This window comes from Streptomyces sp. NPDC028305 (assembly GCF_055569495.1).
In genome coordinates this window covers 40,097-64,425 of sequence record NZ_JBVHTN010000005.1, presented here as the reverse complement: position 1 = coordinate 64,425, position 24,329 = coordinate 40,097, and the positions used below count along the sequence as shown (strand labels likewise).

Annotated in this window: 20 protein-coding genes; 6 read left to right on the top strand and 14 right to left on the bottom strand. The window is 71.9% G+C overall.

Annotated features, from left to right (window positions below):
• Window positions 1–84: 84 nt before the first annotated feature.
• Window positions 85–606 carry a transcriptional regulator NrdR gene (nrdR, locus tag ACZ4WQ_RS21305; RefSeq protein ID WP_311723797.1) on the bottom strand — a complete coding sequence of 174 codons (522 nt, stop codon included), beginning with the start codon at window positions 604–606 and terminating at the stop codon, window positions 85–87.
• A 441-nt stretch (window positions 607–1,047) separates the two neighbouring features.
• Between nrdR and lexA the strand changes: the two genes are divergently transcribed.
• Window positions 1,048–1,851, top strand: coding sequence for a transcriptional repressor LexA (gene lexA / locus ACZ4WQ_RS21300; RefSeq protein ID WP_311723798.1), 804 nt, complete (start codon window positions 1,048–1,050; stop codon window positions 1,849–1,851).
• Between the two features lie 95 nt (window positions 1,852–1,946).
• Here lexA and ACZ4WQ_RS21295 read toward each other — a convergent pair whose 3' ends face one another.
• The 3 genes from ACZ4WQ_RS21295 to ACZ4WQ_RS21285 form a co-directional block, all read right to left on the bottom strand.
• Window positions 1,947–3,953 carry an ATP-dependent DNA helicase gene (locus ACZ4WQ_RS21295; RefSeq protein ID WP_311723799.1) on the bottom strand — a complete coding sequence of 669 codons (2,007 nt, stop codon included), beginning with the start codon at window positions 3,951–3,953 and terminating at the stop codon, window positions 1,947–1,949.
• A gap of 113 nt (window positions 3,954–4,066) precedes the next feature.
• Window positions 4,067–4,762, bottom strand: coding sequence for a GNAT family N-acetyltransferase (locus tag ACZ4WQ_RS21290; protein ID WP_358846276.1), 696 nt, complete (start codon window positions 4,760–4,762; stop codon window positions 4,067–4,069).
• Window positions 4,763–4,818: 56 nt separating this feature from the next.
• Window positions 4,819–6,822 (bottom strand): IucA/IucC family protein, encoded by a 2,004-nt coding sequence (locus ACZ4WQ_RS21285; RefSeq protein WP_398373994.1) that lies wholly within the window; start codon window positions 6,820–6,822, stop codon window positions 4,819–4,821.
• Window positions 6,823–7,073: 251 nt separating this feature from the next.
• Here ACZ4WQ_RS21285 and ACZ4WQ_RS21280 point away from each other — a divergent pair, with 251 nt between their 5' ends.
• On the top strand, window positions 7,074–8,300 hold the full coding sequence (locus ACZ4WQ_RS21280; protein WP_311723802.1) for a trypsin-like serine peptidase: 1,227 nt from the start codon (window positions 7,074–7,076) through the stop codon (window positions 8,298–8,300).
• Window positions 8,301–8,468: 168 nt separating this feature from the next.
• Here ACZ4WQ_RS21280 and hflX read toward each other — a convergent pair whose 3' ends face one another.
• The 6 genes from hflX to miaA form a co-directional block, all read right to left on the bottom strand.
• Window positions 8,469–9,977: a GTPase HflX gene (hflX, locus tag ACZ4WQ_RS21275; protein ID WP_398373673.1), complete on the bottom strand. Its 1,509-nt coding sequence runs from the start codon at window positions 9,975–9,977 to the stop codon at window positions 8,469–8,471.
• Between the two features lie 26 nt (window positions 9,978–10,003).
• The gene (locus ACZ4WQ_RS21270; protein ID WP_398373672.1) at window positions 10,004–11,638 is read right to left on the bottom strand and encodes a M1 family metallopeptidase; all 1,635 of its coding nucleotides are present in this window, start codon (window positions 11,636–11,638) and stop codon (window positions 10,004–10,006) included.
• Window positions 11,639–11,728: 90 nt separating this feature from the next.
• Entirely contained in the window at window positions 11,729–13,921 is a 2,193-nt protein-coding gene (locus ACZ4WQ_RS21265; RefSeq protein WP_398373671.1) for a RelA/SpoT family protein, read from the bottom strand.
• 136 nt (window positions 13,922–14,057) lie between these two features.
• Entirely contained in the window at window positions 14,058–14,972 is a 915-nt protein-coding gene (dapF, locus tag ACZ4WQ_RS21260; RefSeq protein WP_311723806.1) for a diaminopimelate epimerase, read from the bottom strand.
• Between the two features lie 112 nt (window positions 14,973–15,084).
• Window positions 15,085–15,612: a hypothetical protein gene (locus ACZ4WQ_RS21255; protein ID WP_385342226.1), complete on the bottom strand. Its 528-nt coding sequence runs from the start codon at window positions 15,610–15,612 to the stop codon at window positions 15,085–15,087.
• Between the two features lie 107 nt (window positions 15,613–15,719).
• Entirely contained in the window at window positions 15,720–16,658 is a 939-nt protein-coding gene (gene miaA / locus ACZ4WQ_RS21250) for a tRNA (adenosine(37)-N6)-dimethylallyltransferase MiaA (protein WP_311723808.1), read from the bottom strand.
• Between the two features lie 120 nt (window positions 16,659–16,778).
• Between miaA and ACZ4WQ_RS21245 the strand changes: the two genes are divergently transcribed.
• Window positions 16,779–17,105 (top strand): hypothetical protein, encoded by a 327-nt coding sequence (locus tag ACZ4WQ_RS21245; protein ID WP_311723809.1) that lies wholly within the window; start codon window positions 16,779–16,781, stop codon window positions 17,103–17,105.
• 24 nt (window positions 17,106–17,129) lie between these two features.
• Complete coding sequence (locus ACZ4WQ_RS21240; RefSeq protein WP_311723810.1) at window positions 17,130–17,384, top strand: antitoxin; 255 nt, start codon at window positions 17,130–17,132, stop codon at window positions 17,382–17,384.
• 81 nt (window positions 17,385–17,465) lie between these two features.
• Here the strand turns inward: ACZ4WQ_RS21240 and ACZ4WQ_RS21235 are convergent, their stop codons facing one another.
• Together ACZ4WQ_RS21235 and miaB are read right to left on the bottom strand one after the other, a co-directional pair.
• Window positions 17,466–18,194 carry a class III extradiol dioxygenase subunit B-like domain-containing protein gene (locus ACZ4WQ_RS21235; protein ID WP_398373670.1) on the bottom strand — a complete coding sequence of 243 codons (729 nt, stop codon included), beginning with the start codon at window positions 18,192–18,194 and terminating at the stop codon, window positions 17,466–17,468.
• A 128-nt stretch (window positions 18,195–18,322) separates the two neighbouring features.
• Window positions 18,323–19,840, bottom strand: a complete 1,518-nt coding sequence (miaB, locus tag ACZ4WQ_RS21230; protein WP_361186094.1) for a tRNA (N6-isopentenyl adenosine(37)-C2)-methylthiotransferase MiaB — start codon at window positions 19,838–19,840, stop codon at window positions 18,323–18,325.
• A gap of 127 nt (window positions 19,841–19,967) precedes the next feature.
• On the opposite strand from miaB, the gene ACZ4WQ_RS21225 reads away from it, so the two are divergent.
• Window positions 19,968–20,966 carry a TAXI family TRAP transporter solute-binding subunit gene (locus tag ACZ4WQ_RS21225; RefSeq protein ID WP_311723813.1) on the top strand — a complete coding sequence of 333 codons (999 nt, stop codon included), beginning with the start codon at window positions 19,968–19,970 and terminating at the stop codon, window positions 20,964–20,966.
• A gap of 80 nt (window positions 20,967–21,046) precedes the next feature.
• Here the strand turns inward: ACZ4WQ_RS21225 and ACZ4WQ_RS21220 are convergent, their stop codons facing one another.
• A complete protein-coding gene (locus tag ACZ4WQ_RS21220; protein ID WP_358846268.1) occupies window positions 21,047–22,453 on the bottom strand; it encodes a sensor histidine kinase in 1,407 nt (468 codons plus the stop codon).
• A gap of 21 nt (window positions 22,454–22,474) precedes the next feature.
• A complete protein-coding gene (locus ACZ4WQ_RS21215) occupies window positions 22,475–23,185 on the bottom strand; it encodes a response regulator transcription factor (protein ID WP_311723815.1) in 711 nt (236 codons plus the stop codon).
• Window positions 23,186–23,458: 273 nt separating this feature from the next.
• On the opposite strand from ACZ4WQ_RS21215, the gene ACZ4WQ_RS21210 reads away from it, so the two are divergent.
• Window positions 23,459–24,235 (top strand): amino acid ABC transporter ATP-binding protein, encoded by a 777-nt coding sequence (locus ACZ4WQ_RS21210; protein ID WP_311723816.1) that lies wholly within the window; start codon window positions 23,459–23,461, stop codon window positions 24,233–24,235.
• Window positions 24,236–24,329: the final 94 nt, after the last annotated feature.

Sequence of the window (24,329 nt, the reverse complement as noted above, 5' to 3'; positions counted from 1 at the left end):
GATGTGCCGCTTTCTTCCCGCGGCACGGTGTATGTCGTTCATCCGAGGGCACTACGGCCCCCGGCAGGCCTTGGCCGCCGCGACTCAGTCGGTGGCGGTGGCGGGCGCGGGGACCTCCGCGGCCCCGTCGGCGCCGGGCCCGCGGTCGTTCGCGGGAGGCCGTTGCTGGTTGCGCAGCTCCGTGACCGCGGCTTCGAAGTCCTCGAGGGAGTCGAAGGCGCGGTAGACGGAGGCGAAGCGGAGGTACGCGACGAGGTCGAGCTCCTGGAGCGGGCCGAGTATGGCGAGCCCCACGTCATGGGTGGACAGCTCCGCGCTGCCGGTGGCCCGCACGGCCTCTTCCACCTGCTGACCGAGTTTGGCGAGGGCGTCCTCGGTGACCGGGCGGCCCTGGCATGCCTTGCGCACCCCGGAGATGACCTTGTCGCGACTGAAGGGCTCGGTGACCCCACTCCGCTTGATCACCATCAGTGACGCGGTCTCCACGGTCGTGAAGCGACGCGAGCAGTCGGGGCACTGGCGGCGCCTGCGAATCGAACAACCGTCGTCGGTGGTCCGGCTGTCGACGACTCGACTGTCGGGGTGCCTACAGAAGGGGCAGTGCATGACTCCGTACCCTCCTCACCCTCAAGAACGGCGTATAGCTGACGTGCTTCGGCATGCTTCGACCGGCCCTCACAGGCCTTTCGAAGCGGCCACAAGCATAGGCGAAGCGCTCGGTTGTGAATAACCGGGGACCACAACCTGTGGGCGGCTGACTCCATCTAACCACTAGATGTGGTGCCTGACATCCAGCCGCAGCGGCGGCGTGTCCCGACTCGCGAGCAGGCACGAGACTACGCGAAGCCCACCGGCCGCCACGCCACCGGGGGTGAGGATGTCAGACTGGGCACCCCTTCACCGACCACCAGATCAATCGCCCTATACACCCAATCCTGTGATCACGTCAGCTCATCTGCGAAATTTCACTCGAACGTGTGTTTGGCGCAACCTTTCGAAAGCAACTACCGTTGCCCTACTAGGGAGAACATCTCGAGAGGGGCCGTCGTGACCACCACCACAGAGAGCGCCACCATCACCGCCCAGGAGCGTTCCCAGAGCCGACTCGAACACACGCACGCGATGAACCAGGGCCACCCGATGAATGACGCAGCCACGAACCCGGAGGGGCAGAAGCCCACGCGCTCCCTACCCGGCCGACCTCCAGGCATCCGGGCGGACAGCTCCGGGCTGACCGACCGACAGCGCCGGGTCATCGAGGTCATTCGCGACTCTGTGCAGCGGCGCGGCTACCCGCCGTCCATGCGTGAGATCGGGCAGGCGGTGGGCCTCTCCAGCACCTCCTCCGTCGCCCATCAGCTCATGGCTCTGGAGCGCAAGGGCTTTCTGAGGCGCGACCCGCACCGGCCCCGGGCGTACGAGGTGCGCGGCTCCGACCAGCCCAGCGCCCAGCCCGCCGACACCACCGGCAAGCCTGCCGCCTCGTACGTGCCCCTGGTCGGCCGGATCGCGGCCGGTGGCCCGATCCTCGCCGAGGAGTCCGTCGAGGACGTCTTCCCGCTCCCCCGGCAGCTCGTCGGTGACGGTGAGCTCTTCGTCCTGAAGGTCGTGGGCGACTCCATGATCGAGGCCGCCATCTGCGACGGTGACTGGGTGACGGTGCGCCGCCAGCCCGTCGCCGAGAACGGCGACATCGTCGCCGCGATGCTCGACGGAGAGGCGACGGTCAAGCGCTTCAAGCGGGAGGACGGCCATGTGTGGCTCCTCCCGCACAACGCCGCGTACCAGCCGATCCCTGGCGACGAGGCGACCATCCTGGGCAAGGTGGTCGCGGTGCTGCGCCGGGTCTGAGCTCGGCGGGTCCAGGCGCGTCGACCCTCCGCGCCCAGTGACCGGGCCCCGGAACCTCTGCGCCGGTTCCGGGGCCCTGCTGTGTCCGCGCCGTGCTACGCCTGGGCCTTCTTGGCCGCGGCGTCAATGGCGGCCAGCGAGCGGCGCACCTGATTGCGGTCGGTCGTGTACCAGAAGTCCGGCATGGACTTGCGCAGAAAGGAGCCGTAGCGGGCCCGCTCGACACGCGGGTCCAGCACGGCGACGACCCCGCGGTCCCCGGAGGCGCGCACGAGCCGGCCCGCCCCCTGAGCCATCAGCAAGGCGGCATGCGTGGCCGCGACCGCCATGAAACCATTGCCACCGGCCTCCTCCACGGCCTTCTGGCGAGCGCTCATCAGCGGGTCGTCGGGGCGCGGGAACGGCACCCGGTCCATCACCACCAGCTGACAGTTCGGGCCGGGCACATCGACGCCCTGCCAGAGCGAGAGCGTGCCGAACAGGCACGTACGGGCATCGGCGGCGAAGGTGCGGATCAGCTCTCCGAGCGTCTCCTCGCCCTGAAGCAGGATCGGCATGTCGAGCCTGCCGCGCAGTTCCTCCGCGGCCGCCTGGGCGGCACGCATCGAGGAGAAGAGGCCGAGCGTCCGGCCGCCCGCGGCCTCCACCAGCTCGGCGAGCTCTTCGAGCATGTCAGAGCGGCTGCCCTCGCGGCCGGGCTGGGCCAGATGCTTGGCGACGTAGAGGATCCCCTGCTTGGAGTAGTCGAAGGGCGAACCGACATCGAGCCCCTTCCACGGGGGCGGGGCGCCCTCCTCGCCGTCGGCGCCCTGGACACCCTCGGGAGAGAGTCCGAGCGAGGCGGCCACGCCGTTGAAATCCCCGCCCAGCTTGAGGGTCGCGGAGGTGAGGACCACCGACCGGTCCTCGAAGAGCTTCTCGCGCAGCAGACCCGACACCGAGAGCGGGGCGACGCGCAGCGAGGCGCCGAAGCGGTCATGCCGCTCGTACCAGACCACGTCGTACTCGGAGCCGTCCACGATGCGCTCGGCCACCTGGTGGATGTTCTCCACGGAGGCGAGGGCCTGCTTGCGCACGGCGTCCTCGTCCTGGACCGAGGCGTCACGCGTGGCGCCGAGCGCCGAAATGACCGTACGCGACGCGTCGCGCAGCGCCATCAGGGCATAGCCGAGGTCCTCGGGGATCTCCTCGAGGCGACCGGGCAGCGCCAGCTCCATGAGCCGCTCGAAGGTCTCGGCGGCGGTCTGGAGGGCGTCCGCCGCCTTCTCGTTGACGAGCTTGGCGGCGCGGCGCACGGCGCGGTTGACCTGGCCCGGGGTGAGCTCGCCGCTGGCGACTCCGGTGACCCGGGAGACCAGCTCATGGGCCTCGTCGACGATCAGCACCTCATGGCTTGGCAGGACGGGCGCGCCCTCGATGGCGTCGATGGCGAGCAGCGCGTGGTTGGTGACCACGACCTCGGCCAGCTTCGCCCGCTCGCGGGCGGCCTCGGCGAAGCATTCGGCACCGTAGGCGCACTTCGACGCGCCGAGGCATTCCCGCGAGGAGACGGAGACCTGGGACCAAGCGCGGTCGGAGACGCCGGGGGTCAGATCGTCGCGGTCGCCCGTCTCGGTCTCATCGGCCCAGTCCCGCATCCGCAGCAGGTCCTTGCCCAGCTTGCTGGTGGGCTCGGCGGCCTCGAACGGGTCGAACAGCCCGGCTTCCCCCGACTCGGCGTCCTCCTGTGGCACGCCCTCGTGGAGGCGGTGCAGACACAGGTAGTTGGAGCGGCCCTTGAGCATGGCGAACTCGGGGCGGCGGCGCAGCAGCGGGTGCAGGGCGTCGACGGTGCGCGGCAGGTCGCGCTCGACGAGCTGACGCTGAAGGGCGAGGGTGGCCGTGGCGATCACGACACGCTCTCCGTGCGCGAGGGCGGGCACGAGATAGCCGAGGGACTTTCCGGTGCCGGTGCCGGCCTGGGCCAGCAGATGGGAATTGTCGCCGATCGCCTCGGCTACGGCTTCGGCCATGGCGACCTGGCCCGGGCGCTCGGTGCCGCCGACGGCGGTGACGGCGGCATGCAGCAGGTCAGCGAGTGGCGGCGGGGACGATGCAGTCATAGGCCTGTCAGCCTACGCGGCGGCACTGACATCACGGGGCGGATCTCCTGGCGCGGAACCGGAACGGGGCGGGCGGTGTATGGAAGGCAGAGGCGCGAAGTGGCGCCGGCGGATCACAGGAGGTGGCGCAGGGTGCGATCCCGCAGCATGAGGGCAGCGTGTTTGTCGGGCAGTTCCATCTCGGCGGCGAGACGGAAGCCGGCGCCGAGGAAGGCGGCCACGCAGGGGCTGTTCCGCAGATCGGGTTCGGCGACCACCCGGCCGCAGGAGGGTCGCCGGTCGAGGACGAGGTCGGCCACGGCGCGCAGCAGGGCCGTGCCGATGCCGCGGCCCCGATCGCGCACGCTGCCGATGAGCAGATGGAGACCCGTGTCATGCGGCCGGGCCGGGTAGTACCGGGCCAGGGGGGTGAGGTCCGCGCGGTACACCTCCCAGTAGCTCATCGGCACCCCGTCCAGGACCCCCAGGCAGGGCACGCTGCGGCCGTCGCCGTCGAGCTGGGCGCGCAGATGCCGCGCGGTGGTCTCGTCGGGGCCGGACAGTTCCCAGAAGGCGGCGACGGCCGGGTCGTTCATCCATCGGGCGATGAGCTCGACATCGCGCTCGAGGTGGACCGGTACGAGCTGGAAGGCGCCCACCGCCGTGCCGGCGGCCCCCCACTGGGCGACCCCGTCGAGCAGGTCCGGCCGGTCGAGGGCCTCCGCCCCGGCGAGGTGCTCTTCGGCAAGGCGTGCGGCGCGCTCCTCGGACGGCCGCATGTCGAGGGTGTCCTCGGTGCTGGAGCCGGTGCCGGAGTCGGTGGGCGGCATGGCGGCGCTCTCCTCTTGTCGTTACCGGGGCGTCGTGGGGCGCCGGGCCGTGGAAGTCATGCGTGGGAAGTCACCGATCGGAACAGGGGGTTGGGGATGGCGACATAGACGGACTGGGTATCCACCGGGCCCACAAGCTCGTCCAGGCCGCGCAGCCGGGTGAGCAGATTGGCCTTGCAGCGCAGGGTGGGCGCCTCCAGGAGCCTGGCGGGCAGTGTCGAGCGGATCTTCGCGGGGCCGGACGCGGCCTCGGCGAGGAAGCGGCGGAGCGCGGCCAGCAGAAGGCGCTCGTCCGCGAGCCGCTGGGAGCCGAACGCACCGATCAGGCCCAGGATGTTGTTGACGCCGAGGTAGTAGGCGAACCGTTCGTCGGCGACCTCGTCGGAGACGAACGTGTCGCTGTGGGCCCCGAGGTCGGACAGTCGCCGCTGGAGTTCGGGGCGCCGGGACTCACGGAAGTAGTAGCCCTGGTTGTCGCGGTAGCGGCCGCCGATCGGCCAGCCGTCGAGGTCCAGCAGCACCAGGGTGTTCTGCTGGTGCGCCTCCAGGGCGATGCCGGCCTCCCCGTCCAGCCAGAGCACGGGCCGTACGACGGTGTGCAGATACCGCAGGAACCACTCGGCACTGACGGTCGCGGGGCGGCGGCCGGTTCGGGCGGCGAGCCGGGCGACGATCCGTTCGAGCCGTGAGCACATCGCGCTGCGGTCCGGCCAGGGGCGGAGCGAGGTGAGGCCTGCCAGACACACGGCCTCGTCACCTGGGCCGAACGGGTTGTGCCGGATGACGACATCGACTCCGGTCAGCGGAGTGCCGTCGGGCTTGTCGACCGCGAGCCAGGCGGGGTCGCGGACGATGTCGAAACCGGGGCGCCCGGGGCAGGCCGCACGCCACTGCCCGGAGAGGCCGCTGCGCAGCAGCCGGTGCACCTCGACGCCACGGCACAGCTCCTTGCGGAGGTTCTCGCGGCGGGAGTTGGTGATCCGCAGGCCGAGGGACAGCTTGAGCATCGCGGGTGCGCCGGTCCGGTACACGGTGCGGAGGGAGGAGGTGGGATGCCAGTGTTCGCCGGCCGGTCCCAGGTCGCGCAACAGCCCCGTGTCGAAGAGCGCGGCGGCGTCCGGGCGGTACCGGATCTCCCGGGCCTGCCAGGGGTGCAGCGGCAAGGGGACGGTGCCGGACGGAAGTTCCGGGTCGGGGCCCGCGAGCGAGAGGGCCAGCCGTTCGGCGGGCACGGTCCGGCCGCGTTCGGTCCAGGCCGAGTCACAGGCCAGCACGGACCGGTCGACGGCGATCCAGTGCAGGGGGAAGGAGCCACGCGGCTCCGGTGAGAAGACGGGCGATTCGGCGTCGGAGAGCCCCTCGCGGCTGTTGGGCGTGGGATGGAGGGGGTGTCCGAAGAGAAGGGACTGTTCGGCGGTCAGAAAGGGGGTGTCCGTGGCGGGATCGGCGGGGGCGCCCCGCCGGCGGGACAGAAACCGGGCGGTGTGCTCCACGGAGTTCGCGACGCGGCCGACGAGTTCGGTGGTCCCGGCCCGGGCACCGAGCCGCTCGGTGCCGTGGTCCGCCTCCCGGCCGAGGAGGGAGGCGAGGGTGACCGCGTCGAGGGCGGGCGCGTCCTGGGCGCCGCCGTCGAACACGGGTGGGCCGAAGCGGTGCCATCCGGTGGCTGACCAGTGGCGCACTGGCACGAGCAGCGCGGTGTCGGTGGCGGGGAGCGGGATGCGCAGGGTGTCCGTGTCGGGGGGAGCGGCGCCGCTCTCGCGCACCCAGCAGCGCAGCAGGTTCTCGGTGGCGCAGGCGTCCGCCGCGGCCCAGGGGTCGGGGTGGTCCAGCGGATCGTCCGGGGCGTCGTACGGGTCGAGCTCTGGGACGTCGCACGGGGAGCCGCCCAGCGGGGCCGGGCGGGTCGCCGGGGTCTGGCCGCGGGGCGCGCTGTCGGCGCGGCGGCCCTGCCGTGGGACGACCGCCGCCTCGGCGCCTGCCCCGTCCTGGCACCGCTCGGCGGCGGTCCGCGGTGCCGACGGAAGGTGTGGGCGGTGTTCCCCGGGGGAGTGCGGCATGTCGGGTGCGGGCACGGCTTCGGTCCTCCTGCTGCTGAGCGCCTTTCGGCTGTCCCCCGCACGTACCAACGACGCGTGGGGCGTGGGATCACGGGCAACCGGAAGATCCGTGCGACCGGGAACCAAGGACCCGGCTCCGGCCGTCGTAGGCGGCACCGGCATAGTGGGGGCCGCCCCATCCTCGGGGGCGGTGCATGACAAATTCACAGCAGCACTCAGAGCAGCCCAGAACATCAGGGGGAGTTCCGCCCATGCCATCCAATCGCCAGCAAGCCTCGCGCTCACGGTCCAGGTGGAGGGCGCTGCGCACCCGCAGCAACTCCCCCGTGCTGGCCGCCGCGGCCATCGCCTCGGTGCTGGCGCTGACCGCCACGGCGTGCGGCCCCTCGGACGACAACGCGGAGTCCGAGCCGACCGCTTCCTCCTCTCAGAACGCCGGCGACGTCACCCTTCCCGACAACCTCGACGACAAGTTGAAGGACCTCGGGATCGACCTGGACAAGTGGAAGAACGGCGCCTGGAACAAGTGGGACAAGGACGACTGGCTGCGTGAGGCGGGCGACTTCATCAACCCGATCATCAAGGACCTCTGGAAGCCGGACCGGATGAAGGAGGCCCAGGAGCCCGACACTCCGGTCGACGACAACGACATCTCGGGCGACCAGGGCATAACCGACCCTGACCCGCAGCCGGTCACGGCCAAACAGGTCGCGAGCCCCTACAGCGCCAACGTCCCCGAGGCGGGCAAGGTCTTCTTCGACGGCCCCCAGGGCTCGATGGTCTGCTCCGCCACCGTGGTGCAGGACCCGGCGCACCCGGGCAAGTCCAACCTGGTGTGGACGGCGGGCCACTGCGTCCACGCGGGCAAGGGCGGCGGCTGGTACAAGAACCTGATGTTCGTCCCCTCGTACAACGACGCCGGCAAGTCGGCCGCCGAGCTGGAGAACGCCACCAAGGAACAGCTGGCGCCCAAGGGTGTCTGGTGGGCCGACTGGGCGCAGACCTCCTCGCAGTGGATCGACAACGGCGCGTCCATCGGCGGCAAGGGCGCCCCGTACGACTTCGCGGTGCTGCATGTGAAGCCGGAGAACAGCGGCGGCAAGTCGCTCGAGGAGACGGTCGGCGGCGCGCTGCCGGTCGACTTCAACGCCCCGGCGGTGAAGTCCATCAGCGCGATCACGGCCACGGGCTACCCGGCCGCGCCCCCCTTCGACGGCCAGAAGATGAACCAGTGCACGGACAAGCCCGGCCGGCTCTCGCTCGACGCCAAGCAGCCGACGATGTACCGCATCGGCTGCACCATGACCGCGGGTTCGTCCGGCGGCGGCTGGGTCGCGACCGGCTCCAACGGCAAGCCGGCGCTGGTGTCGAACACGTCGATCGGCCCGTCCAACGCCACCTGGCTGGCCGGCCCGCACCTCGGCCCCGAGGCGAAGGCCCTCTACAACGCGGTCAGCAAGAAGTTCGCCAACCAGTAGGACGCCAGTAGAACCATCCGGCCGTGCCGGAACGAAGGGCGCGGCGGTCGGCCCCGGCCGGCCGCCGCGCCCCGCACACCCCGCGAGGGCCCGCGCGCCCTCGGCGCGTACGACGAAGGCCCGCCCCCGGTCTCCCGGAGGCGGGCCTTCGCCGTGGAAGGGGTGTGGCTAGCCCTGCGAGGGGGTGGCTGCGGGTACGTACCGCCGCAGCTCGGCGGCCAGTTCCTCGTGCACCAGAGCCTTGAGCAGCGTGCCCTCCGCGGTGTGCTCCTCGGAGAGCACCTCGCCATCGGCATGCGTACGCGAGACCAGCTTGCCCTGGGTGTACGGCACCAGCGCCTCGATCTCGACCTGAGGTCGCGGCAGCTCGGCGTCGATCAGCCCGAGCAGCTCGTCAATGCCCTGCCCCGTACGGGCCGACACCGCGATGGCGCGCTTCTCGAGGCGCAGCAGCCGCTGGAGCACCAGCGGATCCGCCATGTCCGCCTTGTTGACCACCACGATCTCGGGCACGTCGACCGCGCCCACATCGCGGATCACCTCGCGCACGGCGGCCAGCTGCTCCTCCGGCATCGGGTGCGAGCCGTCCACCACATGGACGATCAGATCGGCGTCGCCGACCTCCTCCATGGTGGAGCGGAACGCCTCGACCAGGTGGTGCGGCAGATGCCGCACGAAGCCGACGGTGTCCGCGAGGGTGTACAGCCGCCCGCTGGGCGTCTCGGCCCGGCGCACGGTCGGGTCCAGGGTGGCGAACAGTGCGTTCTCCACCAGAACACCCGCGCCGGTGAGCCGGTTGAGCAGCGAGGACTTCCCCGCGTTGGTGTATCCGGCGATGGCGACCGAGGGCACCCGGTGGCGCTTGCGCTCCTGCCGCTTGATGTCGCGGCCGGTCTTCATCTCCGCGATCTCCCGGCGCATCTTCGCCATCTTCTCGCGGATACGGCGCCGGTCGGTCTCGATCTTGGTCTCACCGGGGCCTCGGGTGGCCATACCGCCGCCAGCCGCTCCGGAGCCACCGCCACCCATCTGCCGGGACAGCGACTGACCCCAGCCGCGCAGCCGCGGCAGCATGTACTGCATCTGGGCCAGCGAGACCTGCGCCTTGCCCTCTCGGGACTTGGCGTGCTGGGCGAAGATGTCGAGGATCAGGGCGGTGCGGTCCACCACCTTGACCTTGACGATGTCCTCCAGGTGGATCAGCTGGCCGGGGCTCAGCTCACCGTCGCACACCACCGTGTCGGCGCCGGTCTCGACCACGATGTCGCGCAGTTCCTGGGCCTTGCCCGAGCCGATGTAGGTGGCCGGATCCGGCTTGTCACGCCGCTGGACGACCCCGTCGAGCACGAGGGCGCCCGCGGTCTCCGCGAGCGCGGCCAGCTCCGCCAGGGAGTTCTCCGTGTCCTGCACCGTGCCGGACGTCCAGACGCCGACCAGCACCACGCGTTCCAGGCGCAGCTGCCGGTACTCGACCTCGGTGACGTCTTCCAGCTCGGTGGACAGGCCCACGACGCGGCGCAGCGCGGCCCGCTCGGATCGGTCGTACTGGTCGCCGTCACGCTCCTCGTCGATCTCGTGACTCCAGGCGACGTCCTCTTCCATCAGGGCGTCCGCCCGAAGGCTCTCGGCGAAGGCGAAGCGCTGCCGGTCCTGCGGAAGGGAAGAGGAGTGGGTCAAATCGATCCTTACGTCGTTGGGTGCTGTCACCGTCGACAACGCGTGGCGGACCCGGAGGATTCCCGGCCGCCGGCCGCTGCGCCGACCCGTCGATGGTCGCACGCGGCGGCCGGGCCGTCACCCGGGTTTCCGCCGGCTTTCGCCATGGTTTCCCCGTGGGCCGCGGCGTCGGACTTCCAGTCGGGGTGCCCGGGCATCTTCGGCGTCGTCCTCCCGTACAGCCAGGGCCACAGGAAGCCGGACAGGTCGCGGCCCGCCACCTCCGACGCCAGCCGGATGAAATCCCCGGTCGAGGCCACCCCGTCGCGGTACCGGTGTGTCCAGCGCCGCTCCAGCCGCTCGAACGCCGCCCGCCCGATCCGCTGCCGCAGCGCGTACAGGACCAGGGCGCTGCCGTCGTAGACGACCGGGCGGAAGATGCCGATCTGGTGGTCGGCGTCGGACGGCAGGGGGGCGGCGGGTGGGCCGCCGGAGGCGCGCCAGGCGTCGGACTGCCGGTAGGCGAGGCGCATCCGCTTCTCGAGCGGCAGCTTTCCGCGCTCGTCTCCGTACAGCGCCTCGTACCAGGTGGCATGGCCCTCGTTGAGCCACAGGTCGGACCAGCGGCGCGGGCTGACGCTGTCGCCGAACCACTGGTGCGCCAGCTCGTGCACCATGATCGACTCGATGTACCAGGAGGGCAGTCCGGAGGTGGTGAACAGGCCGCTCTCGAAGAGGGAGAGGGTCTGGGTCTCCAGCTCGAAGCCGGTCGTGGCCCTGGCGATGAGCAACCCGTACGTCTCGAAGGGGTAGGGGCCGACTTTCTTCTCCATCCACTCCAGCTGTGCCGGTGTGCGCGCGAGCCACTTGGCCAGGCGCTCGCGGTCCGCCGCGGGCACGACGTCGCGCACCGGCATCCCGCCGGGGCCGGTGCGGTGCAGGACGGCCGAACGGCCGATGGAGATCTGCGCCAGCTCGGTGGCCATGGGGTGGGCGAGGCCGTACCGCCAGGTGATGTCGTCGCCCTTCTGGGTGCGCCCGAGCGGCAGCCCGTTCGCGACGACCGTGAGTCGCTTGGGGGCGGTGACGCGGAAGGTGAAGCGCGCCTTGTCGGAGGGGTGGTCGTTGCAGGGGAAGACGCGGTGCGCGGCGTCGGCCTGGTTGGCCATCGCCAGGCCGTCGTGGGTGCGGACCCAGCCGCCGCCGCTGCCGCCCGGGTCGCTGGTGTGCCTGACGGTGACCCGGAACCGGGCGCCGCGGTGGACCGGCCGGCCCGGGGTGATGACGAGGTCCTCCCCCGCGCCGGTGAACAGGGCGGGCCTGCCGTCGACCCGCACCGAGCGCACATCGCCATGGGCGAAGTCGAGGTTGAAGGTGGGCAGCGGCGCGGTGGCGCGGGCCGTGAGGGTGGTGATGGCATCAAGCGGCCGGTCGTTGCCGTGGTAGCGCAGCGCGATGTCGTATGACGCGACGTCGTAGCCGGGGTTGCCGAGATACGGGAAGAGCCGGTCGCCGATGCCCCGGGGGACCGGGGGCGGCGCGGGCGCCGAGGACACCGGCCCCGCGGCCGAGGACGGGCAGATCGCGACGAGGGCGGCGGTCAGCGCGGCGGCCGCGGCGGCGGTCCTGCGACGTCGCGCGCGCCGGGCCGGCGAGGGGCGTCCCCTCGGGGAAGACAGCATGATCTACGGCTATCAACGCCCGGACGACCGCGCCGGGCGGCGCGGCCCAACTCCACCCGAATGGGGGTTCGGGCCTTGGCTCCGGCCGGTTCAGGACCGCGCCGCCGCCATCCGCCGGCCAGCCCGCGTCACGTCGTAGACCCCGGGCACATCGCGCATGGCGCGCATCAGCGTCGGCAGCCGGCCGGGGTCGGGCAGCTGGAGCGTGTACGTATGGCGGACGCGCTGCTCGCGGGGCGGCTCGACGGCGGCCGAGACCACGGCCGCGCCCTCGGCGGCGATGGCCTCGGTGAGGTCGGCCAGCAGACGGGGTCTGCTGAACGCCTCGGCCAGGAGGGTCACGCGGTAGTCGCCCCCGTCGCTCTCCTCCCCCTCCAGCCAGCGCACCCCGACCGTGCTCCGCCCGGCCGCCGTCATACGGGCCACCGCGGGGCACTGCTCGCGGTGCACGGTGACGGCCCCGCCGCGCACCGCGAAGCCGATGACCACGTCCGGGGGCACGGGGGTGCAGCAGCCGGCCAGTCGCACGGCCGCGCCGGGCAGGTCCGCGGCGATGCCGGTGGCGACCGCCTCCCGCACCGCGGCCCCACCGGACGCGCCGCCTCCGCCGGCCGTGCCGCTCCCGGCGGCCCCGGCGGGGTCCTCGGCCGGTGCGGGGCCCGGGCCGGTGGCCGGCTGGGGCTGCTGCCGCTCCGGGTTGGCCGCGAGCCAGCGGCTGATGGCGATGCGCGCGGCCGGCGTGCGGGCGTGGTCGAGCCACTCGGGCGAGGGCCCCGAGGAGGCGGCGTCCCGGGTGTCGCGCGCCATGAGCAGCTGAAGCATGTCGCCGTCGCGCAGCACGGTGCTCAGCGTCGCGATACGGCCGTTGACCCTGGCGCCGATGCAGTCGTGGGCGGCCTCGCCGTACTGGGCGTACGCGGCGTCCACACAGCTGGCCCCCGCGGGCAGGCCCAGCGTGCCGCCGTCGGCCCGGAAGACGGTGATCTCCCGGTCCTGGGCGAGCTCGGCGCGCAGCGAGGACCAGAACGTGTCGGGGTCGGGGGTGGCGCTCTGCCAGGCCAGCAGCCGCGACAGCCAGCCGGGGCGGGTGGGGTCGGCGCGCTCGCCGTCGGGCGCGTCGGCGGCCTCCGACGGCGCGTTCGGCGCGTAGGGATTGCCGAGGGCGATCACCCCGGCCTCGGCGACCTGGTGCATCTGGTGGGTGCGGATGAGGACTTCGGCGACCTCGCCGTCGCGCCCGGCCACCGCCGTGTGCAGCGACTGGTACAGGTTGAACTTGGGGACCGCGATGAAGTCCTTGAACTCCGAGATGACCGGGGTGAAGCAGGTGTGCAGCTCGCCGAGGACCGCGTAGCAGTCCGCGTCCTCCGAGACGAGGACGAGCAGCCGGCCGAGGTCGGAGCCGGTCAGCTCGCCGCGCTTGAGGCCCACTCGGTAGACGGATACGAAGTGCCGGGGCCGGACGAGGACTTCGGCGGCGATGCCCGCCTCGTGCAGCACGGCGCGTACGTCCTCGGCGGCGCGGGCGAGCGGGTCCGGACGGCCCGCGTGCTCCAGCAGCAGCTCGCGGGTGCGGGCGTACTCCGCGGGGTGGAGGATGGCGAAGACCAGGTCCTCCAGCTCGGTCTTGAGCGCCTGTACGCCCAGCCGCTCGGCGAGCGGAATCAGCACATCGCGGGTGACCTTGGCGATGCGCGCCTGTTTCTCGGGGCGCATCACACCGAGGGTGCGCATGTTGTGCAGGCGGTCGGCGAGCTTGATGGACATCACGCGCACGTCGTTGCCGGTGGCGACCAGCATCTTGCGGAACGTCTCGGGCTCGGCCGCCGCGCCGTAGTCGACCTTCTCCAACTTGGTGACGCCGTCGACGAGATAGCGGACCTCCTCACCGAACTGCTCGCCCACCTGATCCAGCGTCACATCGGTGTCCTCGACCGTGTCGTGGAGGAGTGACGCCGTCAAGGTCGTGGTCTCGGCGCCCAGTTCGGCGAGGATGAGGGTGACCGCGAGCGGATGGGTGATGTACGGCTCGCCGCTCTTGCGCATCTGGCCGCGGTGCGAGGACTCGGCGAGCACATACGCCTGGCGCAGTACGTCGAGATCGGCCCCGGGGTGGTGGGCCCGGTGCACCTTGGCCACATGCTCGATCGCGTCCGGCAGGCGGCCGCGGGCGGGCGAGCCCGACAGCGCGGCCCTGCTGAACCTGCGGAGATTGCGCAGGTCGATGCGCGGGAGGCCGCGCCTGCGGCCGAGAGCGGCGTGGTCGGTGGCCTCTGCGCTCATGGGCACCTCCGGCGGCGTCGAGCGTCAACCGGCGTGGGCACTCCCCCTGGGCCGGTGCTTGATGCTACCGAGCCCATCACGCACGGCCGACCGGCTCTCGCCCAGAGTGAAATGGATCACCCATTGGGGTGAACTCTCAGGCGACGGCCGTGTCCAGCCAGGCAGGGTCGATCTCGCCCTCGGCGACGATCACGGCCGGGCCGGTCATCTCCACCGTACCGTCCGGGAGTTCGCTGATCACCAGGCGTCCGCCGGGGACGTCCACGGTGTAGGTGACGGGGTGGCCCTCGGCCGCGGGGTCGGCTCCGTCCCTGCGGGCGGCGGCAACCATCACGGCGCAGGCGCCGGTGCCGCAGGATCGGGTCTCGCCGGAGCCGCGCTCATGCACCCGCATCGCCACATGGCGCGGGCCGCGGTCGACCACGAACTCGACGTTGGTGCCGTGCGGATACGCGGAGCCGGGGGTCACCCCGGGGGCGTCGAGCAGGCGCCCCGCCTGGCCGAGGTCGTCGACGAACGCGACCGCGTGCGGGTTGCCCATGTCCACGTGGCGGGCGGGCCAGCTGTGCTCGCCGACGGTGACCGTGATCGGGCCGTCGGGGCCGGGCTCGGGCAGCAGGGCCTTGCCCATCCGGACGGTGATCGCCCCGCCGTGGCCTTCGGCGCCGCCGGGGCCGTCCTTGGCGATATGGACGCGGCGCACTCCGGCGCGGGTGGCGACCGCGAGATCGCCGGGCTCGACGAGCCCGGCCCGCTCCAGATAGCGGGCGAAGACGCGGACTCCGTTGCCGCACATCTCGGCGACGCTGCCGTCGCTGTTGCGGTAGTCCATGAACCACTCGGCCTCGTCGGCCATGGCCCGGGCCTCGGGGTGCGCCGAGGACCGTACGACGCGGATCAGCCCGTCACCGCCGATGCCGGCCCGGCGGTCGCAGATGCGGGCGACGGCGGCCGGGGACAGCTCGAGCCGGCCGTCCGGGTCGGGGACGATGACGAAGTCGTTCTCGGTGCCGTGGCCCTTGAGGAAGGTCGGCCGGGGCGCGTCGTTCATCCCTCGATCCTACGGGGCGCCCGGGACGAGTGCTCCGAGAGGGCTCGCCACCAGCGGTGACCACGAGCGGGGCGCCACCGGCGGTGACCGGCGGAGGCGCTACCGGCGGGGATCAGCGCAGGCGGGCCACGCGCCAGATGGTGAGGGTGGCCAGCACCGCCACAACCGCCACGTACAGCAGGATGAACCGCCAGTCGGGGCGGCGCCCGGAGCCCCGGGGCGGCAGCCCCGGCCAGGTGTAGCCCACGCGACGGGCGGCCATCAGGCCCCATCCGGCGGCGCAGCAGCTCAACAGCAGCCCGAGCATGGCGACCACCGCCCCGCCGTCGCCGAACTCGAAGGCGAGCGGGAAGGCGAACATCAGCGAGCCCAGGATGGCGAGGCCGACGATCGGCGCGATCTGCCAGATCCGGAACCGGCGCGGCGGACGCAGCTCGCTGAAGGACTCACCGGGGGCGGGGAGCCCCTCGATGCCGTCGTCGATGGCCGGGGCGCCGGGCTCAGCCGAGACCGCGTCGCCGCCAGGACCGTCGGAAGTGAGGTCCGGACCGTCGGAGGCGAGGTCAGGGCCGTCGGAGGTGAGCGGACCCGGGTCGCCGTGGGGCGACTGCTGCGATACGTCGCGAGGGCCGGCCTCCATCGCCACCCGCCCTCCCAACTCCTGAACAACAGCACGATCGGAGCTCGATGATGGCATGCCCGCACGGGCCGGTATGGCACACGGAGCGTCCCGATGCCATCACGTGATCAGGCTGTGACCGCCCGGTCCACCAACGCCAGCGCGTCGTGCAAAAGCTCCCCGCGGCGGGCGACCGCGCCGCTGAGCCAGTGGACGCGCGGGTCGCGCCGGAACCAGGAGTCCTGGCGTCGCGCAAACCGTTTGGTGGCCCGCACGGTCTCGGCCCGGGCCTGGTCCTCGCCGTACTCCCCGGCCAGCGCGGAAAGCACTTGCTGATAGCCCAGGGCGCGGGACGCGGTGCGGCCGTCGCGCAGCCCGGCGCCCTCCAGCCGGCGCACCTCGTCCACGAGCCCGGCCTCCCACATCCGGTCCACGCGCACCGCGATCCGCTCGTCCAGCTCGGGGCGCTCGACGTCGACGCCGATCTGAAGGGTGTCGTAGACGGCCTCGTGGCCCGGCAGATTCGCGGTGAAGGGGCGGCCGGTGATCTCGATCACCTCGAGCGCCCGCACCACCCGCCGGCCATTGCTGGGCAGGATCGCGCGAGCCGCCTCGGGGTCGGCGGCGGCGAGCCGGGCGTGCAGCGCACCCGAGCCGAGCTCCGCCAGCTCGGCCTCGAGCCGGGCCCGGACGGCCGGGTCCGTGCCGGGGAACTCGAGGGCGTCGATCGCACCGCGGATGTAGAGCCCCGAGCCGCCGACCAGGACGGGGGTGCGGCCCTCCGAGAGCAGCCGGTCGATCTCGGCGCGGGCCAGCCGCTGGTACTCGGCGACGCTGGCGGTCCGGGTGACGTCCCAGATGTCCAGCAGCCGGTGCGGCACCCCTTGCCGCTCCTCCTCGGTCAGCTTGGCGGTGCCGATGTCCATGCCCCGGTAGAGCTGCATGGAGTCGGCGTTGACCACCTCGCCGCCGAGGTGGCGGGCGAGGGCGACGCCCAGGTCGGACTTTCCGGCCGCGGTGGGGCCGACGACGGCGATGACGCTGGGTGGGGGGCCTGGGGTATTCACCGGACCAGTCTCGCAAACCCTGGACCGCCTACTCGAACGAGCTACGTGACGGGACACCTCCGGGGTCGTTGCCTGAGCGGCACGCGATATCGCCCGCACGAGTAGGGTATGGAGATAGTTATGGGTGTTTTTGATTGGTTTCGCCGAGGTCCCAAGGAGGCGAGCCGATCGCCCGAGGCGTCAACCGAGCAGCCCGAGGCCCACACCTCGGTGGACGGAGTGACGGCCGGCGCCGCTGACGAGGCGGGGCCGGAGCACGCCGGGGCGGCTGCCCCGGCGGGCGAGGCCATCGGTATTCCGAAGCAGCAGTCCAAGCAGGAGGCCGATGCCGCGCGGGAGCCCGTGCGGGAGACTGAACAGGAGCCCACGCGGGAAGCCGAGCAGGAGGCCGTACAGGAATCGCTCGGCGCCGCGGACAGCGAGACCGACGAGAGTGCCCGCAGATAGTCATTGACCGAGGGAAGGTGGCCCATGAGCGTGCTGGACAACCTCAAGGCCAAGGCCGGAGTCATGAAGGACAAGGCCGCCGGCTTCACACGGCAGCACGAGGAGAAGATCGAGCGCGGCTTGGACAAGGCCGTCAAGACGGTCGACACCAAGACCAAGGGCAAGTACCGCGACAAGCTCGAGAACAGTGCGGACAAGGCCAAGGGCGCCCTCGGCCGCTTCTCCCACGGGCAAGAGGGCGGGGGCAAGGCCAAGGGCGACGAGCGGCCCAGCGCCTGAGCCCCTCCGGCGAACGGCCGCGGAGCGCCCGCTCCGCGGCCGCGCCCATGCCCGCTCTCGTACCCGCTCCCGCGAGGGCCGCTACGACCACATCGCGACGAAATACCCCACGCCGTACGGCGCTCCCTCATACCGCAACTCCCCCTTCAGCGCGGCCCCCTCGCCCGCGCCCGCGAGCACCTGCAACGGCGCCCGGCCCGCCGCCTTCAGCTCGGCCGCCAGCTCCTCGTCCAGCTCGGCGAGCGCGGCGATGTCCGCCGCGCCCAGCGCCCGCGCCACCTCCGCGTCGAAGGCGGCCGCCCGGTCGTCGAGATAGCCCGGAGCCTTCAGCGTCCGGCACGCGCTGCCGTCGCCCATCACCAGCAGCGCGACCCGCTCGGCCTGTGCCGCCAGTTCCCTTCCGACTTCTCTACACCGCTCGGCCGCCAGAGGTTCCCCCACGCCCAGCCCCTCGACCGGCGCGGCCTGCCACCGCGCGCGCTCCAGCAGCCACGCGGCCACGGCCAGCGAGGGCGGCAGCGTCCGCTCGGAGGCCTCGGCCCCGGCTCCGGCCTCGCCCCAGCCGCCGAGCCGTACGTCCAGGTCCACCCCGAAGCCGCCGAACGACCCGGGCGTGCCCTGCGGGTGCGGGCCGCGCCCGTCGCACTCCGCGGGCCCCACGACGATCAGCCGCTCCGGCCGCGCCGCGGCCAGCACCCCGACCGCGTCCAGGCACGCCGCGCGCAGCGCGGCCAGCTCACCGGCCGCCCCGGCGGCGACCTCGGGCACCAGCAGCGGTGGACAGGGGCAGACAGCGGCGGCGATCAGCATGATCGCCAGCCTATCCGGCAGGCTCGGGCCGGGGCTCCGAGTCCCACAGCAGCTCGGCCACCCGGAACCGCCGGCAGTAGTTGCCCGTCGCGGCCTCCGGCACCATCAGGAAGACGTCGCCGTCCCGCTCAGTCGCAGCCGCAGCCCGCGGCGGGCGCGGGGACCGGCGGCGGGGCGCCGACCGTCGGCAGGCCCAGCATCACGCCCGCGGGCTTCTTCTCCTCGGCCGCGTTGCGCCGCTCCCACGCGTCGCCCGCACGGGTGCGCCGCACGCCCTTGGCCGGGCCCTCGGCGAGCAGGTGGTGCGGTGCCGCGTAGGTGAGGTCCACGGTGACGACATCCCCCGGACGGACGCTCTCCTCGGGCCGCGCGAAGTGGACGAGGCGGTTGTCGGGGGCGCGGCCGGACAGCCGCCGGGTGGCGCCGTCCTTACGGCCCTCGCCCTCCGCGACCAGCACCTCCACGGTCCGGCCGATCTGCTTCTTGTTCTCCTCCCAGGAGATCTCCTCCTGGAGGGCGACCAGCCGCTCGTAGCGCTCCTGGACGACGGCCTTCGGCACCTGCCCGTCCATCTCGGCGGCCGGCGTGCCGGGCCGCTTGGAGTACTGGAAGGTGAACGCCTGGGCGAAGCGCGCCTCGCGCACGACGTGCAGGGTCTGCTCGAAGTCGGCATCGGTCTCGCCGGGGAAGCCGACGATGATGTCGGTCGAGATCGCGGCGTCCGGCATGGCGGCGCGCACCTTCTCGATGATCCCGAGGTAGCGCTCCTGCCGGTAGGAGCGGCGCATCGCCTTCAGCACGGTGTCCGAGCCGGACTGGAGCGGCATGTGCAGCTGGGGCATCACGTTGTCCGTCTCGGCCATGGCGGCGATGACGTCGTCCGTGAAGTCGCGCGGGTGCGGCGAGGTGAAGCGGACCCGCTCCAGGCCCGCCACCTTCCCGCAGGCGCGCAGCAGCTTGCTGAACGCCTCGCGGTCGCCGATGTCGGACCCGTACGCGTTCACGTTCTGGCCCAGCAGGGTGATCTCGCTGACGCCCTCGGCGACCAGCGCCTCCACCTCGGCGAGGATGTCGCCCGGACGGCGGTCCTTCTCCTTGCCGCGCAGCGCCGGGACGATGCAGAACGTGCAGGTGTTGTTGCAGCCGACGGAGATCGAGACCCACGCCGCGTACGCCGACTCACGCCGCGTCGGAAGGGTGGAGGGGAATGCCTCCAGGGACTCGGCGATCTCGACCTGGGCCTCTTCCTGGATCCGGGCGCGCTCCAGCAGCACCGGCAGGCTGCCGATGTTGTGCGTGCCGAAGACCACGTCGACCCAAGGAGCCTTCTTGACGATGGTGTCGCGGTCCTTCTGGGCCAGGCACCCGCCGACGGCGATCTGCATGCCGGGCCGCCCGGCCTTGATGGGCGCCAGCCGGCCGAGGTTGCCGTACAGCCTGTTGTCGGCGTTCTCCCGCACCGCGCAGGTGTTGAACACGACGACATCGGCGAAGGCCTCGTCGCCCTCACCCACGCCCTCGGGCGCGCGGACATAGCCGGCCTCCTCCAAGAGGCCGGAAAGCCGCTCGGAGTCGTGGACGTTCATCTGGCACCCGTAGGTGCGCACCTCGTAGGTCTTCAAACCGGCTACCTCGCTGCTGCTCACCCATCCAGGGTAAGGGGCGGCGATCAGGCCACCGTGCCGAATCGGGAAGGCCGCGTTTGAGGCCGCATACGGCCACCGACGGCCCCCGCCTCCCCACAGGGCCGGGGGGACTGTCATGATCCTGCGCATGGCCGTCCGTCTTCCGCGCCTCGGCCGGCGCCGCGCGCTTCAGTCCGCCGCCGCCGGAGCCGTCGCGCTCGCCCTGCTCCTGTGGTGGCTGGTGCCGATCGGGGACGACGAGTCGCCCCACGGCCCGGTGACCTTCGCGACCGGAGTGCCCACCGGGGTCTACGAGACCTACGGCAAGATGCTGCGCCGCGACCTCGCCCGGGACCTCCCCGGCCTGGACGTGACGCTCCAGCGCAGCAAGGGGTCCCCGGACAACGTCCGGCGGCTCGCCGAGGGCCGGGCCACGTTCGCCATCGCCGCCACCGACGCGGTGGCCGCCTACCGTGAGCAGGGCGGCAAGGGCTCCGAGCGGCTGCGCGCCTGCGCGCGGCTGTACGACGACTACATGCAGCTGGTGGTGCCCAGGGGCTCCCGGGTGCGGTCCACCCGGGACCTCAAGAACCTGCGGGTCGGCGTCGGCGAGGACGACTCGGGTGTACAGCTGATCGCCAAGTCGCTGCTCAAGGCCGCCGGGCTCGACATGGACAAGAACGTCACGGCCGTGCGCGAGGGCATCGACCGGATGCCTGCCCTCCTGAAGGAGGACAAGCTGGATGCCTTCTTCTGGTCCGGCGGACTGCCGACGACCGCCGTGCGCACCCTGGCCGAGGACTTCCCGATCCGGCTGGTCCAGCTCGGCGACCTCATCGGCCCGCTGCACAGCCAGGGCGGCGTGACCCGCTACTACAGGGCGGCGGCCGTGCCCGCCGACGCGTACGCGGACATGCGCCAGAAGGACGCCATCAAGACCATCGCGGTGCCGAACCTCCTGGTCACCACGGACCGGGTGGACCCCGCGCTCGCGGAGGCCGTCACCCGGACCGTGATAGAGAACCGGGACCGCATCGGCTCCAAGGTGCACGCGGCGCAGAAGGTGGACCTTCGCACCGCGATCTTCACCGACCCGCTGGAACTCCACGCGGGCGCGGCGCGCTACTACCGCTCGGTCAAGCCGTAGGGCCCACCGCCCACACCCGGCCCGCCCCTACTGCGACCCTCTACTGCGACCCCCTACCGCGACGCCGTACCGGGGCCCGCCTAGTGCGGCCCGGTGCGCGGCACGGTGATCGTCACGCGCAGCCCGCACGGCTCGTTGGGGGCGTACTCGATGGAGGCGCCACCCGCGGCGAGCAGCGCCCGGGAGATCGACAGCCCCAGGCCGGAGCCGTTGATGTTCTGATGGCGGCCGCTGCGCCAGAAGCGGTCGCCGATGCGCGCGAGCTCGTCCTCGGTGAGGCCGGGGCCGCCGTCGGCGACGACTATGGCGACCGTGTCCCCGTCCGGCTGGGCGGAGACCCGCACGTCCGCGCCCGCCGGAGTGAACTTCAGCGCGTTGTCCACGACGGCGTCCAGCGCGCTGGACAGCGCCACCGGGTCGGCCCAGCCGGCCACGGCCGACGGGCCCTCGTAGGAGAGGCGGACGCCTTCCCGCTCGGCGAGCGGGAGCCAGGCGTCGACCCGGTCGGCGGCGAGCTCGGCGATGTCGGTGAGCTTGAGGTCGGTGGTGGAGTGCTCGGCCAGGGCCAGGTCCAGGAGGTCGTCCAGGACCTGGGCGAGGCGCTTGCCCTCGGTGCGCACCGAGGCGATCTCCTCGTGGCCGTCGGGCAGGTCGAGGGCCAGCAGCTCGATGCGCAGCAGCAGCGCGGACAGCGGGTTGCGCAGCTGGTGGGAGGCGTCGGCGACGAACGCACGCTGCTGTTCGAGGACTTCCTCGACGTTGTCGGCCATCTCGTTGAAGGAGCGGGCCAGGCGGCGCAGCTCGGGCGGCCCGGAGGCGGCCGCGACGCGCGACTGCATACGCCCGGTGGCGATGTCGTGGGTGGCGGTGTCGAGGATCCGTACGGGCCTCAGCACCCAGCCGGTGAGCCGGAAGGCCGCCCCGACCGCCAGGAGCATCGCGGCGGCCTCCCCCGCGGCGATCACCAGCCACCCGTGCAGGGTGCGCGACCGCATCTGCCCGGTGGGCGAGTCGGTGACCACGACGGCCACCACGTCGCCGTCGCGCACCACGGGGGAGGCGACGGTGAGCCGGCCCCGCTGCCAGGGCCAGACCTGGTCCGGGTCATGGCTGCGACGGCCCTGGAGGGCCTCCTCGAACGCCTCGGCGCCGTCCCCGGCCTTGGGGAGCCGCCAGCCGTCGGGCGCCTGGGCCATGGGCTTGCCGCTCCGGTAGAAGACGCCGGCCCGGATGCCGTACAGGGCGTGGTAGCGCCGGAGTTCAGCCTTCAGGGTGCTGAGCCGTTCGTCGTCCTCCGCGCTGGCGGCCGCGGCCGGCCCGGCCGTGACGAACTGCGCGAGCGCGGCGAACCGCGCGGTGTCGTCGATCCGGTCGACGACCACGCGCTGCTGCTCGCGGGCGGCCACGCTGCCCGCGAGCGGGAAGCCGAGCGCGAGCAGCACGCCGGCCATGAGGACGATGAGGAGCGGGAGAAGTCGGGTGCGCACGGGGAGAAGTCTCTCGGGTCCTCAGCTCGCCGGTGACACCAGGCGGTACCCGACGCCGCGAACCGTCTCGATCAGCGCGGGCATGCGCAGCTTGGAGCGGAGCGAGGCGACGTGCACCTCCAGGGTGCGCCCGGTCCCCTCCCAACTGGTCCGCCACACCTCGCTGATGATCTGCTCCCGCCGGAAGACGACGCCGGGGCGCTGGGCGAGCAGCGCCAGCAAGTCGAACTCCTTACGGGTGAGCGAGATGGTCGTACCCTCCACCGCGACCTGCCGGGTGGCCAGATCGAGGGTGACGGGGCCGATCCGCAGGGGTGCGTTGCGGCTCTCGGTGCCCTCCTCGGAGGCCGGGGCGGGGTCGGCCGGAAGCGTGCGCCGACTCACAGCGTGGATCCGGGCGAGCAGCTCCATGGTGTCGTAGGGTTTGACCACATAGTCGTCGGCACCGAGGTGGAGACCATGGATGCGGGATCTTACATCCGCCCGCGCGGTCACCATGATCACGGGAGTGGTGGTCCGCTTGCGGATTTTGCCGCACACCTGGAAGCCGTCCTGGTCCGGCAGCCCGAGGTCGAGGAGCACAACGCCGAACGGCGGCCCCGAGTCGGGCAGCAGCGCTCTGAGCGCCTCCTCACCGCTTCTGGCGTGCGTAACTTCGAAACCGTGCCTCGCGAGCACCGCGGAGAGAGCCGCGGCGACATGGTTGTCGTCCTCGACGAGCAGCAGCCTCACCGAGCCTTCCACCACCTTTCCACAGAGTGGCGCATGCGTTTCGCCAACATGGCCACAGGGCATCCACGCCCAGTAGACGCGTGCTCGTCAAGACGCATCTAGTCACACTTAGGTTTCCGTTATGTAGCCGGTACGGCAGCCTCGGACCGCGTTCACACAGAGTGCCGCTCCGCTGCCGGATCGTTATCCTCAATTTCCGCTCAGATGTAATGACGCTGGTCTCGGCGGCCCCCTAAGGTCCTCCCAACCGAGGAGGACGGAGCGAAACGCCGAATGAGCGAAGTACCGGTGACCAAGGACGCAACTCCCGTTGCGGACGCGTTGGTTGCGCTGTCAGGAGTCAACAAGCACTTCGGCGCGCTGCATGTGCTCCAGGACATCAACCTGAACATCGCACGGGGCGAAGTGGTCGTTGTGATCGGCCCTTCCGGGTCCGGCAAGTCGACCCTCTGCCGCACCATCAACCGCCTGGAGACAATCGACTCCGGCACCATCACGATCGACGGCAAGCCACTGCCTCAAGAGGGCAAGGAGCTCGCCCGGCTGCGCGCCGACGTCGGCATGGTCTTCCAGTCTTTCAACCTTTTCGCGCACAAGACGGTGCTCGAAAACGTGATGCTGGGCCAGCAGAAGGTGCGCAAGACAGACAAGAAGACCGCCGAGGAGAAGGCCCGCACGCTGCTCGACCGAGTGGGCGTGGGCAAGCAGGCGGACAAGTACCCCGCGCAGATGTCCGGTGGTCAGCAGCAGCGCGTGGCCATCGCCCGAGCGCTGGCCATGGACCCCAAGGCGATCCTGTTCGACGAGCCGACCTCCGCGCTCGACCCGGAGATGATCAACGAGGTGCTGGACGTCATGCAGCAGCTCGCCCGGGACGGTATGACGATGGTCGTCGTCACCCACGAGATGGGCTTCGCGCGCTCCGCCGCGAACCGGGTGGTCTTCATGGCCGACGGCCGGATCGTCGAAGAGGCCGAGCCCGAGGAGTTCTTCAACAACCCCCGCAGCGACCGGGCCAAGGACTTCCTGTCGAAGATCCTTCACCACTGAGGCACCACTGAGGCCCATACCCGGGTCCCCCGCACCTGGCTTCACCACTGAGCCCCGCACGGCTCACCTTCTGCACGCACGCACAACAAAACCT

Coding starts and splice junctions, on each gene's coding strand:
- ACZ4WQ_RS21225 (WP_311723813.1), top strand. CDS start 19,968: ATGGCCGTCCGTCTTCCGCGCCTCGGCCGGCGCCGCGCGCTTCAGTCC.
- dapF (WP_311723806.1), bottom strand. CDS start 14,972: ATGAACGACGCGCCCCGGCCGACCTTCCTCAAGGGCCACGGCACCGAG.
- ACZ4WQ_RS21280 (WP_311723802.1), top strand. CDS start 7,074: ATGCCATCCAATCGCCAGCAAGCCTCGCGCTCACGGTCCAGGTGGAGG.
- ACZ4WQ_RS21295 (WP_311723799.1), bottom strand. CDS start 3,953: ATGACTGCATCGTCCCCGCCGCCACTCGCTGACCTGCTGCATGCCGCC.
- ACZ4WQ_RS21255 (WP_385342226.1), bottom strand. CDS start 15,612: ATGGAGGCCGGCCCTCGCGACGTATCGCAGCAGTCGCCCCACGGCGAC.
- ACZ4WQ_RS21270 (WP_398373672.1), bottom strand. CDS start 11,638: ATGCTGTCTTCCCCGAGGGGACGCCCCTCGCCGGCCCGGCGCGCGCGA.
- ACZ4WQ_RS21210 (WP_311723816.1), top strand. CDS start 23,459: ATGAGCGAAGTACCGGTGACCAAGGACGCAACTCCCGTTGCGGACGCG.
- ACZ4WQ_RS21240 (WP_311723810.1), top strand. CDS start 17,130: ATGAGCGTGCTGGACAACCTCAAGGCCAAGGCCGGAGTCATGAAGGAC.
- ACZ4WQ_RS21290 (WP_358846276.1), bottom strand. CDS start 4,762: ATGCCGCCCACCGACTCCGGCACCGGCTCCAGCACCGAGGACACCCTC.
- ACZ4WQ_RS21245 (WP_311723809.1), top strand. CDS start 16,779: ATGGGTGTTTTTGATTGGTTTCGCCGAGGTCCCAAGGAGGCGAGCCGA.
- ACZ4WQ_RS21265 (WP_398373671.1), bottom strand. CDS start 13,921: ATGAGCGCAGAGGCCACCGACCACGCCGCTCTCGGCCGCAGGCGCGGC.
- ACZ4WQ_RS21235 (WP_398373670.1), bottom strand. CDS start 18,194: ATGCTGATCGCCGCCGCTGTCTGCCCCTGTCCACCGCTGCTGGTGCCC.
- ACZ4WQ_RS21285 (WP_398373994.1), bottom strand. CDS start 6,822: ATGCCGCACTCCCCCGGGGAACACCGCCCACACCTTCCGTCGGCACCG.
- nrdR (WP_311723797.1), bottom strand. CDS start 606: ATGCACTGCCCCTTCTGTAGGCACCCCGACAGTCGAGTCGTCGACAGC.